Below are 14,714 nucleotides of genomic sequence, written 5' to 3' on the forward strand. Positions count from 1 at the left end.
GGGCAGGGGCGGTGTAGGCTCCGCGCCGGGAGCCCGGATGATTCCAGCGCGCAAACATCGGTGGTTCAACGCCTGGTTCGCGGCGCACGCGCGCGCGCGGATCCACGGCACGTTCGGCGCGGTCCTCGCGCGGGGGGTCGACGCGGCGAGCGCCCTCGCGGCCGAGGCGCCGCTCCTGCTCGTCGTGAACCACTGCTCGTGGTGGGATCCGCTGGTCGTCCTGCACGCGTCGCAGCACCTGCTCGGCGTCGACGGCCACGCGATGATGGACGCGGACAACCTCCGCCGGCTGCCGTTCTTCGCGCTGGTCGGGGCGTTCGGGGTCGACCTCGACCTGCCCTCGGACGGCACGGCCGCGATCCGGTACGCGGCGCGGCTGCTCGATCGCCCCGGCCGCGCCGTGTGGATCTTCGCCCAGGGGCGGGAGCGGCCCTCGGACGAGCGGCCGCTCGGGTTCCGCGCCGGCGCGGCCCAGATCGCGCGCGTCGCGCGGCGGGCCAGGGTGCTGCCCGTGGCGCTGCGGTACGAGTTCGCCGGCGAGGAGCGGCCGCGGCTCTACCTGGCGATCGGCGAGCCCGTGGCCGCGCCGCTCGGGCCGGGCGAGGCGGAGCGCGGGCCGGGCGAGGCGGAGCGCGGGCCGGGCGAGGCGGGGCGCGGGGCGCGCGACACCGAGGCGGCGTGCGCGGCCCAGGAGGTCGCCGTCACCGCGGAGCTCGACCGCATCCACCGGGCGATCCGCAAGGTGGCCGGGGCGAAGGACCTGCCCCTCGACGTCGACGGCTTCCAGTACATCCACCGGGCGAAGCCCTCGGTCGTCGGGCAGGCGGCGGAGCGGCTGCTCGCTCACTGGACGCGCCCCCGCGAACCGCTCACGCCTCGGCTTCCCGGAGGAGGCCGCGGCGATCGATCGTGAACCGGCCGCTCCGCCAGACGACGGTGCGGGTCGACAGCGCCCGGAGGAACGCGGCGCCGAGGACGAGATCGGCGAGGCACGCGTCGACGGCCGCGGCGAGGAGCGACGCGCGCCGGCCGGCCATCCGCGCGGCGAACGCGGCGACCGCGACGCGGCTCGCGACGGCGATCGCGATCGCGGCCGCCGCCGGCGCCGGCGCGATCGGGGCGGCGAGCAGGGCGAGCGCGGCGATGAGCGGCGTCGCGAAGAAGAGCGCCGGGTAGCTCGCGAGGAGCGCGGGGCGCTGCGCGCGGATGACGGTGATCCAGCGCGCGTAGCGGGCGATGACGTCGCGGAGCGCCCGGCCCGCGGCGAGCGAGGGGGCGACGAACGGCGCCGCGGCGATCGACCCGCGCGCGCCGCGCCGCGCGAGGAGGCGGCGCGAGAGCTCCATGTCCTCGCCGAGGTGCGCGGTGAGCGCCGCGAACCCGCCCGCGGCGGCGAGCGAGGGGGCGCGGACGGCGAAGAGCTTGCCGACGAGCCCGCGCGGATCGAGCCCCGCGAGCAGCGGGAAGGCGTGGAGCGACCCGCCGAGGACCGCGGCCGAGGCGCGGTCGCCGAGCGAGGCCGCCGGCGCGACCTCGACGGGGGGCGCCCACACCGCGTCGAGCGGCGCGGGGCGCGCGCCGTCGCAGAGGGGATGAACGAGGGCGTCGAGGTCGACGCCGGCGAGGTCGACGTCGCTGTCCGCGACGAGGACGACATCGAACGGGGCGGTCTCCCGGGCGACGACCGCGGCGAGCTGGGCCGCCTTCCGGTTCGGTCCGGCGGCCGCGGTGAGCGCGACCTCGGCGGGGATCCCGGCCGCGCGGAGCGCCGCGGCCGCGGCCGACGCCACGGGGAACGCGCCGTCGCCCGCGTCCGCCACCGCGAAGACGCAGCGCGCCGCCGCGGACAGGCGCGCGCCGGCGAGCGAGCCGAGGGTTCGTTCAAGGTGCGGCTCCGGGCCGGCGCAGGGGCGGACGACGAGGACGCGCGGCGCGCCCGGCGCGGCCGCGGGCGTTTCGCCGGAGGGCGACGCGGCCACGGGCGCCTCGCCGGAGGGCGACGCGGCCGCGGGCGCCTCGCCGGAGGGCGACGCGGCCGCGGGCGCCTCGCCGGAGGGCGACGCGGCCGGCGCGCGCCGCCGCGCCGCGCGCCGGATCGCCTCGGCGGAGACGCTCGCGACCGCGAACGCCCAGGCGAGGGGCAGGCAGGCGGCCGCGTGGAGCAGCGCGCTCACGCCTCCCTCCGCATGCGGAAGGGCAGGAGGAACTGCACCCAGGGGCTGACGAACCGGTCGAGCGAGAGCGCCTCGTGGACGACGGTCGCCGGCTTGCCGGCGAACGTCGCCGCCGCGAGCGAGCGCGCGTAGAACGGCGTGTCCTCGTAGGTGCGCAGGACCCGCGGCGACGAGCCCAGGTCGGCCGCGATGCTCCGCTCCATGCCCCAGCGCGTCCCGCCGAGCGGCCGCGGGAAGAGCGCCGGGAGCTCGCGCGCGCCGCCGGCCGCGTCGAACGCCCGCCCGACGAGCAGCCGCGTGCCGTCGCGGCGCTGGACGTCGTAGGTGAGGGCGACCCCGTCCGCCCCGAGCGCGCGCGACCAGGTCCAGCGCTCGAAGGCGCGGTCGAGCGGCTCGTCGCCGGAGTTCGTGTCGAGGTAAGCGCTGCCGGTGAAGCGCAGCGACGGGTGCTCGAGCTCGACCTCGGCGCGCGCGATCGGCGCGATCGGCGCCCACCGGTGCCGCCCCGACCGATCGAGCGCGACCCCGGCCCGCGCGCCGCGCGCGCACGGCGCCGGCGCGGCCGGGCGGAGGCGCACCGTCCCGGAGAGCCGCGAGGGGATCGGCGCGGTGATCTCGTCGAACGCGACGCGGAGCTCGCCCCCGGACCACTCCATCAGGCTCGGGCCGATGGCGAGCGAGCGCGGCGACCGGAAGACGGCGTCCCGCGGCCGCTCGGTCAGGGCCCACCGATCGGCGCGCGGCCCGTACAGCGCGACGTTCATCGAGCAGTGCATGAGCGGGTCCGCGGCGCCGCGCGCGCGCGCGCGGGCGTAGTACGGCGAGAAGACGCTGCCGAGCAGCGCGATGATCGTGATCGCGCACCGGCGATCGTCGCTCACCGCATCCAGGTACCACCAGGCATAGCCGCCGTGCGGGATCTCGAGGTCGAAGCGAGGTCCTCCATCACGCTCTGCGCCGCGAGCCGGCCGCTCAGCGCCGCCATCGGCACGCCCGCCCCCGGGTGCACGCTCCCGCCCGCGAAGTACAGGCCCCGGAGCTTCGAGCGCGAGGCCGCCCGCGCGAAGGGGGAGTTCCATCCGTGAGACGCCGGCCCGTAGAGCGCCCCCCCGGTCGCCGGGAACAGGCGCTCGAAGTCCGCCGGCGTGGTCACCACCGGAGAGGGGCCGAGGCTCTTCAGCGAGAGCCCGAACCGCTGCAGTTGATGGAAGACGCGCTGCTCGCATGCATGGATCTCCGAGGATGAGGGGGGGTGGGTATCACCGGTGGCAGGGGCGTTGACGATGAAGAACAGGCGCTCTCCGACGGGCGCGGGCGCGGGCGCCTCCGGGGGCGCGCCGGGCCCGGCGCCGCCGAGCTCGGGCGAGGGCGCGTTCCAGCGGTCCTCGGCGCAGACATAGACGGTGGCGTCGCGCGGGAGGGCGCCGCGCTCGAAGAGGTCGCGGAACTCGGCCTCGTAGTCGCCGGAGAAGAAGACGTTGTGCCGGAGGAGCGGGAAGCCGCTCGCCTCGGCCACGAGCGCCCAGGTGACGGCCGAGAGCGACCGCGGCGCGCTCGCGGGCGCCTTGCGGGCGGCGCGCTGGCCGAAGAGGCCGCTCCGCAGCGCCGCCGGGTCGGCGTTCATCACGACCGCGTCGGCCTCGATGCGCTCGCCCCCCTCGAGCACCACCCCCCGGGCGCGGCCGCGGCCGTCCTCGATGGCGGCGACGTGCGCGCCGCAGCGCAGGGTGGCGCCGGCGCGGGTCGCGGCCGCGGCGAGCGCCTCGGCCACCTGGTACATCCCGCCCTCGGGGAACCACACGCCCTCGCGCTCCACGTGCGCGATCACGCTCAGCGTCGCCGGCGCCTGGTACGGGGACGAGCCGCAGTAGGTGGCGTAGCGGCCGAAGAGCTGCCGCAGCCGCTCGTCCGCGAAGAAGTCGGAGAGCGCGCGGTAGAGGGTGCGGTGCCCGTCGATCTTCATGAGCCCGCCGACGCCCAGGCTGCCCGCCGTGCTGAGGATCGTCCTCAGGGTGGGCCGCTCCGCGCGCAGGAAGGGCGCCTCCACCACGTCGAAGATCTCGCGCGCGTACCGGCAGAACCGGCGGTAGCCGTCCGCCTCCCGCGGCCCCGCGAGCGCGCCGATGGCGTCGGCGGTGCGCTCGACGTCGGCGAAGAGGTCGAGCGTCGCGCCGTCCGGCCACGCGTGGCGCGCGAGCGTCTCGGCCGGGCGGAGCCGCACGTGGTCCTCGAAGCGGAGCCCGACCGACGCGAAGATCTCGTCGAAGACCCACCGCATCGTGAGCACCGTGGGGCCCACGTCGACGCGGCGGCCCTCGAGGACCACCTCGCGCATCTTTCCGCCGACGCGCGCCGCCCGCTCGAGTAACACGACGTCGAGCCCGCTCGATGCAAGGAGCGCCGCCGCGGTCAGCCCGCCGATGCCCCCGCCGATCACCACGACGCGATCTCTCGTGTCCGCCATGGCTCCGGAGTGTACTCGTCGCGCCCGCTTTGTCCATGCTTTGTTGAAGTGTTGTGCAAACCATTGACAATCCCTCGGACGTCCTCAACACTGCTCTTCATGGATTTCGACCGCCGGATCGAGCGGGTCCTCCTCGTTGCGATCGAGTCGCTCTCTTCCTCTGCGTCGCCGCCCGGGCTCCTGGCAGCGACGCACCACGCCGTCTTCCCCGGGGGCGCCCGCGTGAGGCCGCGGCTCTGCCTGGCGGTCGCCTCCGCGTACGGCGATCCTGCGCCGGAGGTCGCCGACGCGGCGGCGGCGGCGGTGGAGCTCATCCACTGCGCCTCGCTCGTCCACGACGACCTCCCCTGCTTCGACGACGCGCCGATCCGGCGCGGCCAGCCGTCGGTCCACCGGGCCTTCGGCGAGCCGGTCGCGGTGCTCACCGGCGACCAGCTCATCGTGCTCGCGTTCGAGGCGCTCGCGCGCGGCGCCTTCCACGCGGTGGCGAGCGGCGTGACCGACGCCCGGCGGGGGGTGCGGTTCTTCGAGGTGCTCGCGGCCGGCGTCGGGATGCCGCAGGGGATCATCGCCGGGCAGGCGTGGGAGTCGGAAGGGAAGGTGCCGCTGTCGACTTACCGGCGCGCGAAGACGGGCGCGCTGTTCGAGGCGGCGGCGGCGCTCGGCGCGCTCTCGGCGGGGCAGGACGGGGCCGCCTGGGGCGACCTCGGGCAGCGCATCGGCGAGGCGTACCAGGTGGCGGACGACGTGCTGGACCTGATCGGCCAGCCGGAGGACATGGGCAAGCCGGCGGGACGCGACGGGGCGCTCGGGCGGCCCAACACGGCGCTGGAGCTCGGGCTCTCGGGGACGACCCGGCTGCTGCAGCGGCTCATCCAGGACGCGATCGACGCGGTGCCGCAATGCCCGCGGGCCGACGACGTGCGGGCGTGGGCCGTCGAGCTGGGGGAGCGGCTGCTCCGGGTCTGCAGGGGGCGCGGGGCGGGGGTGGGGGTGAGTTTGCTGGGAACGGGTTGATGGTCCGTCCGAGACTCGGGGGTTCCCGGGGGGACACGCTGGTTGATGTGTCGTCGGACGGAACGGAGAAGGGGATTCGGGAAGGGCCTTAAAAGCGCGTCAATCGGGGGCAGCGGGGCTGCGCCCTGGCTCGACGAACGCACTTCAGGGTGACATCCTCGGCGGGGCTTGATGCGCCTGCGGGCGCGACGCCGTGGAGCGCAGAGGTGCTATGCCCTGCATCCGCCAGAATGGCTTTTCGTCCGATCGGGGGGACTGGGGATGAGGGCGATACGGGAGCAGCACTCCACCATCGTTTCTCGCAAGCTCGAGGCCGATAGCCCGGGGGGGATGCGCGAGGCGTTGAGCTCCGTCGAGCAGCTCGCGCGGGTGGCGCGAGGACGGCTGCGGGACCGCGTCGTGGACGTGGGAGGGCCGGCGACGACGGGGCTCCGGAGCGCGCCGAGGAGCGCGAGCCTCGCCCGGGCGAGCAGCGCCGTGCCGCTGCACGTGTCGCGGATGCTGCTCGATCGACACCAGATCGCGGCCCACGCGCTCGCCCACCTCTACGCGGAGATCGAGGCGTGCCGCGCGCTCGCCGGGTGGGCGTGCGAGGTGGGCGGCGGAGAGGCGAGGGCCGTCGCGGAGGCGCACACGGGGGCGCTGCTGCTCGCGCTGCGCGGGGGCGTCGACCTGGGCGGCGGAGAGGTCGCGCCGCTCGGGGAGCTCGAGCTCCGCGAGGACGAGGTCGCGAAGGCGATCGGGCACCCCGCCGTGGCGGCGTGGGCGCGCGACGCGGGATCGGGCGCGGCCGTCGCGTCGCTCGCGCGCGCGGCGGCGGAGCAGGGGATCCAGGGCGTCGGGGGCGCAGAGGACGAGCGCGTCGGGTGGATACGGCACAACATGCGCGACTTCGTCGAGCGGCTCGTCGAGCCGCTCGCCCCCGAGATCCACCGGCGCAACGGGCTCATCCCGGAGTCGATCATCCGCCGCATGGGCGAGTTCGGCGTGTTCCGGCTGGCCATCGCGCCCGAGAACGGGGGCGACGGGCTCGGCGTGGCCGCCATGGTCGCCGCGATCGAGGAGCTCGCGCGCGGCTCGCTCGGGTTCGGCGTGCTCACCACGACCGCCTCGATCGCCGCAGACCTCCTCGCCCGATCCGGCACCGAGCCGCAGCGACGGACCTGGCTGCCGCGCATCGCGGCCGGCGAGGCGCGCTGCGCCCTCGCGCTCTCGGAGCCCGCCTACGGCTCGGACCTGGCCCGCATCGCCACGCGCGCCGAGCGCCAGACCGACGGGAGCTACGTCATCACCGGCAAGAAGGCGTGGGTCACCGGCGCGTCGCGCGCCGACCTCGTGCTCACGCTGGCGAGGACGACGACGCCGGGCGGACAGGGGCAGCAGCCGCTCGGGCCGAGCCTGTTCGCGATCGCCAAGCGGCGCGGCGCGCCGGGCGCCGACTTCCCGGACGCGGGGATCGCCGGGGCCGAGGTGCGGGCGCTCGGACAGCGGGGCATGGGGCACTACGAGCTCCGGATCGAGGGGCTTCACGTCGGCCGCGAGGCGCTCCTCGGCGAGCGCGAGGGCGAGGGGATCAGCCAGATCCACCGGGCGCTCGTGGTCGGCCGCATCTACGCGGCCGCGTGCAGCGTCGGCGTGGCCCAGGCCGCCCTGGAGCTCGCGCTCGAGCGGGCGAAGACGCGCGTGCAGTTCGGGTCGCAGCTCCTCTCCTTCCCGCGCGTGGCGCACCGGATCGGCGGGCTCATCACCCGCGTCGCGGCCGCGCGCCAGCTCGCGCGCGCCGCCGCGCAGGCGGCCGACAGCGGCAAGCCGTGCGAGGTCACCTCGGCGATGGCGATGCTGTTCGCGAGCCGCGCGGCCTGGGACGCCGCCGACGCCTGCGTGCAGATCCACGGGGCGAACGGCTACGCCGAGGGGTCGGTCCCGGCGAGGCTCCTGCTCGACGCCCGCAGCCTCTCCTTCCACCTGGGCACGCGCGAGGTGCTGGCGCAGGGCGTCGCGCGCGCCCTGCTCGAGGGGGCGCTCCCCTGAGCGATCGCGGGCGGGCGAGCGCGGGCGGCGCTGCCGCCGGGCGCTGTCGTCAGGGGAGCGCGCCTGTGACATGATCGCGCGGACCGATGGTCCGCGTCCGCTCCCCTCGCTACGGCCGCAAGCTCGATGATTTCACGGTCGGCGCGGTGTACGCGCACCCCTGGGACGTCACCGTCGACGAGGGGATGCTCGCGCTCTTCGCGGCCTCCTTCCAGGACGCGATCCCGACGTACGCGAGCCGCGTCGCGGCCCGCTCGGCGGGGCTCAAGGACAGGCCGGTGAACCCGCTGCTGCTCCTCAACCTCGGGATCTCGTTCAGCGTCCACGACGTCAGCGAGCAGGCGATCGCGCACCTCGCGTACATCGACGTGCGGTTCCCGGACGCGTGCTATCCGGGCGACACGCTGCGCGCGAGCTCGATGGTGATCGGCAAGAAGCCCGTCTCCACGGGCGACAAGGGCGTCGTGCACGTCCGGACGCAGGTGGTGAACCAGGACGGGCTCCTCGTCTGCTCGTTCGAGCGCAAGGCGCTCGTGCCCTGCGGCAGCGTCGCGGAGCGCTCCGCGGACGCGCCGCACGCGGTCGTGCAGCCCGCCGCGCCGCCGGCGCGCCTGCCGAAGGAGCTCGAGGGGCCGCTGCCGGCGGCGCCGCGCCACGGCGGCTTCTCCTGCTTCTGGGACGACTTCGAGGTGGGCGACGTGATCACCCACGAGGTCGGCAGGACCGTCGGCAACAGCGAGCACATGCAGCTCTCGACCCTGCTGCGCAACTCCCACCCGCTCCACCTCGACGAGCAGTACTGCCGGTCGAGCTCCTTCGCGAAGACGCGCGTCGTCCACGGGGGGCTCGTGCTGTCCTGGGTGCTCGCGCTCTCGAGCAGGGACACGGCCGGGTGCGCCGTCTGGGACCTCGGCCTCGACGACGGCGCGCACCCGAGCGGCGTGCTCGCGGGCGACACGCTCTTCGCGGCGTCGAAGGTGATCGCCCGCGAGGAGGCAGGCGCGGGCGCGGGGAGCGTCACCTTCCGCGTCGTCGGCGTGAAGAACACCCCGCCGCGCGCGCTGCTCGATCAGGGGGCCGACCTGTTCACCCCGGAGCTCGGCAAGGCCGACGGCAGGGTCAAGGAAAAGGTCGTGGAGATCACGCGAACGCTGCTCGTGCGCCGGCGGGGCTAGGCGCGACCGCGGCCGGCGCCGCAGAAGAGGAGCCCCCGCGGGGGCCGCCGCAGCATACAATGCGCCCCCATGAGCACCGCCGCGCGACGTCGAGGAGCAGGACGGCCATGAGCGCGGCGGCGAGCCGTGAGCTGGACGCCCTGCGCGCGCGCGTCGCCGAGCTGGAGCGGGAGCTGGCCCGCGTCCGCGCGTCGGGGCAGCCCGCCTCCACGCGGAGCCCGGGCGCGCCGGCGTCGGGCCCGGGCGGCCCGGCGCTGACGTCCGGCACCGCCGGATGGGAGGCGCAGCTCGACGAGGCCGAGGAGGTGGCCCAGATGGGCAACTGGATCTGGGACCGCGACCAGAACCACCTCACCTGGTCGCGGCAGCTCTTCCGGATCCTGGGCTTCGATCCCGCGAAGGACACGCCGTCGACGGAGATCTTCCTCGCGGCCGTCCACCCCGACGACCGGGAGCGGATGACGACCCTCCTGCAGCGGGCGATCGAGACCCGAGAGGGGTCGGGCGCGACGGCGTTCCGCGTGCTCCGCCGGGACGGCGCGGTGCGGGAGTGCCTGCTGAGCAGCCTGCCCATCGTCGACGGAGCGGGCCCGCCGTCCCGCTTCTTCGGCGTGGTCGTCGATCTCACCGAGCGCCGCCGCGCCGAGCAGGAGCTCCGCCGCAGCGAGCGCATGCTGAACGAGGCGCAGCGCATCGCGCACGTGGGGAGCTGGTCCTACGACCTCGCGTCGCGCGCCGTCCGCTGGTCCGAGCAGCTCTACCAGATCCTCGGCGTCGCCCCCTCGACGCGCCCGACGTTCGAGCTCCTCGCGAGCGTCATCCACCCCGAGGACCGCCACCGGGTCTTCGGCGGCGCGGAGAGCGCGTCGCCGCTCGGCATCGCGGGCCCCGTCGAGTGCCGCGTCGTGCGCCCGTCGACCGGCGAGCTGCGCCACGTGCAGATGGCGGCGCAGCTCCTCACCGACGAGTCCGGGGCGATCACCGGGCTGGTCGGCACGAGCCTCGACATCACCGAGCGCCGGCGCCTCGAGGAGCAGCTCCTGCACAGCCAGAAGCTCGAGGCGATCGGCCGCCTCGCCGGGGGCGTCGCGCACGACTTCAACAACATGCTCACCGCGATCTTCGGCCACAAGGAGCTCGCGGCGCGCAAGTCGCCGCCGCCGTCGCCCGTCGTCGAGCACCTCGCGCAGATCGGCACCGCCGCGGAGCGCGCCGCGGCGCTCACGCGGCAGCTCCTCGCCTTCGCGCGCAAGCAGATCATCCAGCCGACCGTGGTCGACCCGAACGCGCTCATCCTCGGGGTGGAGTCGCTCCTGCGCCCGCTCGTCGGCGAGGACGTGGAGCTCGACGTGCTGCCGGGCAGCCAGATCTGGCCCATCCGCATCGATCGGGGGCAGTTCGAGCAGCTCCTCATGAACCTCGCCGTGAACGCGCGCGACGCGATGCCCGGCGGGGGGCGGCTGACGATCGAGACAGCGAACACGCACGTCAGCCCGGACGACGCGGAGCAGAGGCCCGAGATCGAGCCCGGCGACTACGTGGCGCTGACGGTCACCGACACCGGGCAGGGCATGGAGGACGCGATCCAGCAGTACGTGTTCGAGCCGTTCTTCACGACGAAGGAGCCCGGCAAGGGGTCGGGGCTCGGGCTCGCGACGTGCCACGGCATCGTCAAGCAGCACGGCGGCCACATCTGGTTCTCCAGCGCCTCCGGCCAGGGGACGCGCTTCACGATCTGGTTCCCGCGCGTGCGCGGCGCGCCGTGCGAGCAGCCCGCGCGCGCGACCTCCGCCGTGGTCGGCGGCGCGGAGACGGTGCTCGTGATGGAGGACGAGGCGCAGGTGCGCGAGCTCTGCGTCGCGGCGCTGCGCTCGTTCGGCTACTCGGTCCTCGCGGCGCGCAGCGGCAAGGAGGCGGTCGCGCTCGCGGCCGCCTACCCCGGCGCCATCCACCTGCTCGTGAGCGACATGGTGCTCCCGGACGCGCGCGGCCCCGAGGTCGCGGCGGCGCTCGCCCGCGCGCGCGCCGCGCTGCCCGTGCTCTACACCTCGGGCTACATCGAGGACTCCGCCGTGCCGGGCGAGCTCGTCGAGGGCGCCGTGCACTTCCTCTCGAAGCCGTACACGCCGACGCAGCTCGCGCAGGCGGTGCGCGCCGTGCTCGACGCGTCCACGCAGGCGCGGCGGGCGCAGGGCTCCGGCGACGCGCCCCCGCCGGCCGCGGCCGCCGAGCGCCTGCAGTGAGCGCGCTCGTGTGGGGGCGACGGCGCGCGCGTGGCAGCGGCGGCGCCGGGGTGAGCGCTCGACGCGCGCGGCGGCCGCGGTCGGCCGCCGCGCTCGACGCTGGCCCCGGCGGCGGGGGAGCCTCTATCCTGGACGAGCGGCTTTCGCGATGAAGATCCGGGGCTCAGCGCTCATGCACACGAGGGCCTACCTGCTGACGCGGTGGGGGAGCCAGGCGATCTCGGTCCTCGACGCGAAGCTGCCCGCCAGCGTCCGCGCGGTCTTCTCGTCGCCCGATCTCGTGGCGCATAGCTGGTATCCCGTCTCGATCTGGAACGCGATCGCGGACGAGATCTCGCGCTGGCCCAACAGGTCGGGGGTCATCCGTGATCTCGCGGCCTACGTGGCCGAGCAGGACCTGACGCTCGCGCACAAGGTGCTCCTCAAGCTCGGCACGCCCGCGCTCGTCATGCGGCAGGCCGGCGTGATGTGGGGCATGTATTTCAACGGAGGCCGGCTCGCCCCCTTCGCGGAGGGCGAGCGGTTCTTCCGCCTGATACTCTATCTCGGCGTCGACCCGCAGGCCGACCCGGGGCGCCAGACCTGCAGGGACGCGGTGCCGGCCTGGCAGGAGAACGCGCTCCGGCTCTCGGGCGCGCGCGGCGGCCAGAGCCTGCACACGAGGTGCCGCTTCGAGGGACACCCCACGTGCGAGTACGAGGTGCGCTGGCTCCGCTGACCCGGGCGGCGGCCGCGTCGAGCGCGCGCGTCACGACCTGGTGCAGAACGCGAACAGGTTGACCTGGGCCTCCTCGGCGCGCACCTCCACGGGGGTGCTCCCGAACTTGGATCGGGCGAACAGGGTCCTGAGGTCGTCGGCGCTGCGGTGGATCAACTCCCACTCGAGCACGTGGTCCATGAAGGCCTTGCTCGGGTTGTTCGCCCCGAAATTCCCGATGAGCCCGATGCCCCCGGGGAGGAGCTTGTCGTACATGCAGTTGAGGAGGCTCACGACGAGGTCGTCGCGCAGGTAGTCGGTGAGCCCGATGCTGTAGATCATGTGCTGGGGCTTGAGCACCGTCCTGCCGCGGCCGTGGGCGAGCCGCACGACGTTGTCCTGGGCGAAGCTGAATCGGTCCATGACGCCGAGCTGGTCGGCGATGCCGGCGGCGTAGGCGAGGGCCTGGTTGTCGATATCGATGCACGTCGCCTTGACGTCGGGCGGCTCGCTCCCGTCCGCGAACAGGTCGAAGAGCTCCCGGGCGGGGCCGCTCGCGAGGCTCGTGATGAGGACAGGGCCGGACGAGTGCACGCGGCAGGCGTCGCGGATGGCGCGGCTCAGCACGCCTCTCCGGTTCTTGACGGCGCGGCAGGCCTCGAGCGCGAGCCCCCACTGGTCGATGAAGCGGCCGAGTCGGCCGTCGCCGGCGGGCTCGTCGTTGTACATCATCTCGATGGTGTAGAAATCGCCCGCGTAGCCGCGCGGCTTCGTGTAGCAGCGGTCGACGGTGCGGCTCAGCATGAAGAGCGAGAAGGTCTCGCGGAACACGTAGGCGCCGATGCCCTTCTCGAGGTGGCGCTCGCGCTCGATGTGCTCGCGGAGCGCGGACACGATGGTCTGGCACGCGGCGCTCACCTTCTCCTGGATCTCCGCCTCGGGGTGCTTGCCCTCCTTCACCATCCTGTCGGCGATCATCATCTCGAACTTGAACTGTTCGACGGTGTCGATGAGCTTGGGAGGGATGTTGTTGGTGCCGGCTTGACCCGTCCTCGCCGCGTGAAAGCGGTTGACCTGCGGCACGTCCTCGACGAGGAGCGGCGGGAGCATCGCGGTGTTCTCGCGGAGGCGCTGGGCGAGCATGATCGCGAGCGACTGGTAGAAGCGCGCGGCGAGGCCGGGGACGGAGGCAAGGAGGGAGTGCACATAGGGGCCCTCGATGACGTCGAGGGTGCACTCCTCGCGGGCGACGACGGAGGCGCTCGCGGCGGCGCTCTCGAGGAACGACATCTCGCCGAAGATGGCGCCGGGGCCGAGCTGGCGGAGCGCGACGCCGCGCCCGAGGTGGGCGACCTCGACGCCGACGAGGCCGCTGCGCACGATGAAGATGCCCTGCCGGCGCGAGCCCTCCTCGAGGATCTGCTCGCCTGGCCGGTAGGTGACGCAGGTCGACTTCTCCAGCAGCAAGCGCTCGTCATCCTGGGTCAAGAACTCGAAACCTGTCGTCATGATGCCTCCGACCCCACGCGGGCGCGTCGACGTCGCGGGGAACCGGGTCCCTCCCCCGGCGCGGCGACGGGGGACGTCCACGCGTGCGCCCCTTCTACCACGACGCCTCGCGCCCCCGCTGGCGCATGGCGCTCCGCTCGGCGGTGCCGCGCGCCGCGCCGCTCAACGCGGCGGCGCGCGGCGCGTCGACGGCGTCACCGCGGGGCGCAGCCGGCGAGGCCGCTGTCCTCGGAGAGCACCAGCACACAGGTGCGGAGCACATCCATGCCGGCAAATCCGTCCGACGGACAGGCCGCCCGCCGCGCGCCGGGCAGGAAATCGATATCGGCGGCGGCGTCGAACCCCGCCAGCCGGAGGCGAGCGCCGGAAAGGACGGGAACGGTGTGCTTGCCTGAGGCGGCGTAGGCGCTCCTGTCGCCGGTCGCCCGGCGCGACAGCCGCTTCCCCGCGGGGGAGACGGCGAAGAGCGAGCTCTGCGACGCACCCGAGTCGATCTTCAGCGTGACGGCGATGCCCTCGACGCTCGCCTTCGCGGTGAGCTCGCTGCCCTGGTTCGGTCCGCCGCAGCGGGCGAGCTCCGCGACGGCGGCGTCGCCGAACCGCGCCCGGACCGCGCGGGCGGCCTCGCCGCTGGGCGCCTCGGTCATCCGGCCGTCGCGCAGGTCGAGCACGACGGCGCGGCCCGGCGCCGCGAGCGCCTGCGGCGCGATGACGCCGCCGATGCCGAGGCGCTGGAGGACGTCGGGCACGGGGACGACGAGCAGCGTGGGGGCCTCGACGCGGCCCCACCCGGAGAGGGCGAGGCTCGCGTCCTCGATCCGGGAGACCGGCAGCGGCCTGCCCGCGTGGTCGACGGCGACGTCGCCGGCCGTCGACAGGGGAAGCGCGAGCTCGTCGGCGAGCCAGCGGGCGAGGACGTGGTGCGAGGCGCCTGTGTCGACGAGCAGCACGGTGGGCTGGCCTGCGACAACGGCGTCGAGGAGCGGCGAGGGGAACGGCCGGTCGCCGACGTGGAACTGGAGGCTTGCCCGGCGCTCGGCGGGCTTCGCGGGAGCCGCCGGGCCAGCGCCCGCGATCCCGGCGGGCGAGGGCGCGTCGGGGGCGGCGACGGCCGGCGCCGCGCGCGGCGAGGCCGGCGCGGGGCGGACCGCGGCGGGCTCGGCGCAGCCGGTCGCCGCGAGCGCGCCGGCCGCGATCGCACGAAGAAGCTTCACCTGGCCATCATTGGCTGGCGGGCGACGTCGGTCAAGCAGCGCTGCCGCCGAGCAACGGTTGCGTACCCGCCCCGCCCGTGAAGGCAGCTTTTGCCGGGTCGGCAATCGTTGCTTTGCCGGGCCCGGACGGCGCTGCCCTGGAAGCCCGCGTTCGCCGCGGCCGCCGGCAAGGCGACTCGCGACATCGCGG

11 protein-coding genes are annotated in these 14,714 nt (G+C 75.0%); 6 read left to right on the top strand and 5 right to left on the bottom strand.

Going from position 1 to position 14,714, the window contains the following annotated elements; genetic code table 11:
- The first annotated feature begins 37 nt into the window (after window positions 1–37).
- Window positions 38–913, top strand: a complete 876-nt coding sequence (locus tag WME96_RS03525; RefSeq protein WP_437288766.1) for a lysophospholipid acyltransferase family protein — start codon at window positions 38–40, stop codon at window positions 911–913.
- Here WME96_RS03525 and WME96_RS03530 read toward each other — a convergent pair.
- Genes WME96_RS03530 through crtD form a run of 3 tightly spaced genes read right to left on the bottom strand, consistent with a single transcriptional unit; the run spans window position 870 to window position 4,638 of the window.
- On the bottom strand, window positions 870–2,174 hold the full coding sequence (locus WME96_RS03530) for a glycosyltransferase (protein ID WP_437288767.1): 1,305 nt from the start codon (window positions 2,172–2,174) through the stop codon (window positions 870–872). The genes WME96_RS03525 and WME96_RS03530 overlap by 44 nt on opposite strands.
- Complete coding sequence (locus tag WME96_RS03535) at window positions 2,171–3,055, bottom strand: carotenoid 1,2-hydratase (RefSeq protein WP_437288768.1); 885 nt, start codon at window positions 3,053–3,055, stop codon at window positions 2,171–2,173. Before WME96_RS03535 ends, WME96_RS03530 begins: the two co-directional genes overlap by 4 nt.
- Window positions 3,052–4,638, bottom strand: a complete 1,587-nt coding sequence (crtD, locus tag WME96_RS03540; protein WP_437288769.1) for a 1-hydroxycarotenoid 3,4-desaturase CrtD — start codon at window positions 4,636–4,638, stop codon at window positions 3,052–3,054. The genes WME96_RS03535 and crtD overlap by 4 nt, the downstream gene beginning before the upstream one ends.
- A 99-nt stretch (window positions 4,639–4,737) precedes the next feature.
- On the opposite strand from crtD, the gene WME96_RS03545 reads away from it, so the two are divergent.
- The 5 genes from WME96_RS03545 to WME96_RS03565 all read left to right on the top strand — a co-directional run bounded on the left by WME96_RS03545 (window position 4,738) and on the right by WME96_RS03565 (window position 11,822).
- Entirely contained in the window at window positions 4,738–5,655 is a 918-nt protein-coding gene (locus WME96_RS03545; RefSeq protein ID WP_437288770.1) for a polyprenyl synthetase family protein, read from the top strand.
- A 261-nt stretch (window positions 5,656–5,916) separates the two neighbouring features.
- The gene (locus tag WME96_RS03550) at window positions 5,917–7,686 is read left to right on the top strand and encodes an acyl-CoA dehydrogenase family protein (RefSeq protein WP_437288771.1); all 1,770 of its coding nucleotides are present in this window, start codon (window positions 5,917–5,919) and stop codon (window positions 7,684–7,686) included.
- An 86-nt stretch (window positions 7,687–7,772) separates the two neighbouring features.
- Window positions 7,773–8,861: a MaoC family dehydratase gene (locus tag WME96_RS03555; RefSeq protein WP_437288772.1), complete on the top strand. Its 1,089-nt coding sequence runs from the start codon at window positions 7,773–7,775 to the stop codon at window positions 8,859–8,861.
- Window positions 8,862–8,968: 107 nt separating this feature from the next.
- Window positions 8,969–11,104, top strand: coding sequence for an ATP-binding protein (locus WME96_RS03560; RefSeq protein ID WP_437288773.1), 2,136 nt, complete (start codon window positions 8,969–8,971; stop codon window positions 11,102–11,104).
- A gap of 148 nt (window positions 11,105–11,252) precedes the next feature.
- The gene (locus WME96_RS03565; RefSeq protein ID WP_437288774.1) at window positions 11,253–11,822 is read left to right on the top strand and encodes a hypothetical protein; all 570 of its coding nucleotides are present in this window, start codon (window positions 11,253–11,255) and stop codon (window positions 11,820–11,822) included.
- A gap of 30 nt (window positions 11,823–11,852) precedes the next feature.
- Here the strand turns inward: WME96_RS03565 and WME96_RS03570 are convergent, their stop codons facing one another.
- Together WME96_RS03570 and WME96_RS03575 are read right to left on the bottom strand one after the other, a co-directional pair.
- The gene (locus WME96_RS03570; protein ID WP_437288775.1) at window positions 11,853–13,310 is read right to left on the bottom strand and encodes a cyclic nucleotide-binding domain-containing protein; all 1,458 of its coding nucleotides are present in this window, start codon (window positions 13,308–13,310) and stop codon (window positions 11,853–11,855) included.
- Between the two features lie 194 nt (window positions 13,311–13,504).
- Window positions 13,505–14,524, bottom strand: a complete 1,020-nt coding sequence (locus WME96_RS03575; protein WP_437288776.1) for a retropepsin-like aspartic protease — start codon at window positions 14,522–14,524, stop codon at window positions 13,505–13,507.
- Between the last annotated feature and the right edge of the window lie 190 nt (window positions 14,525–14,714).

Source organism: Sorangium sp. So ce406 (assembly GCF_051474675.1).
GTDB lineage: Bacteria > Myxococcota_A > Polyangia > Polyangiales > Polyangiaceae > Sorangium > Sorangium cellulosum_G.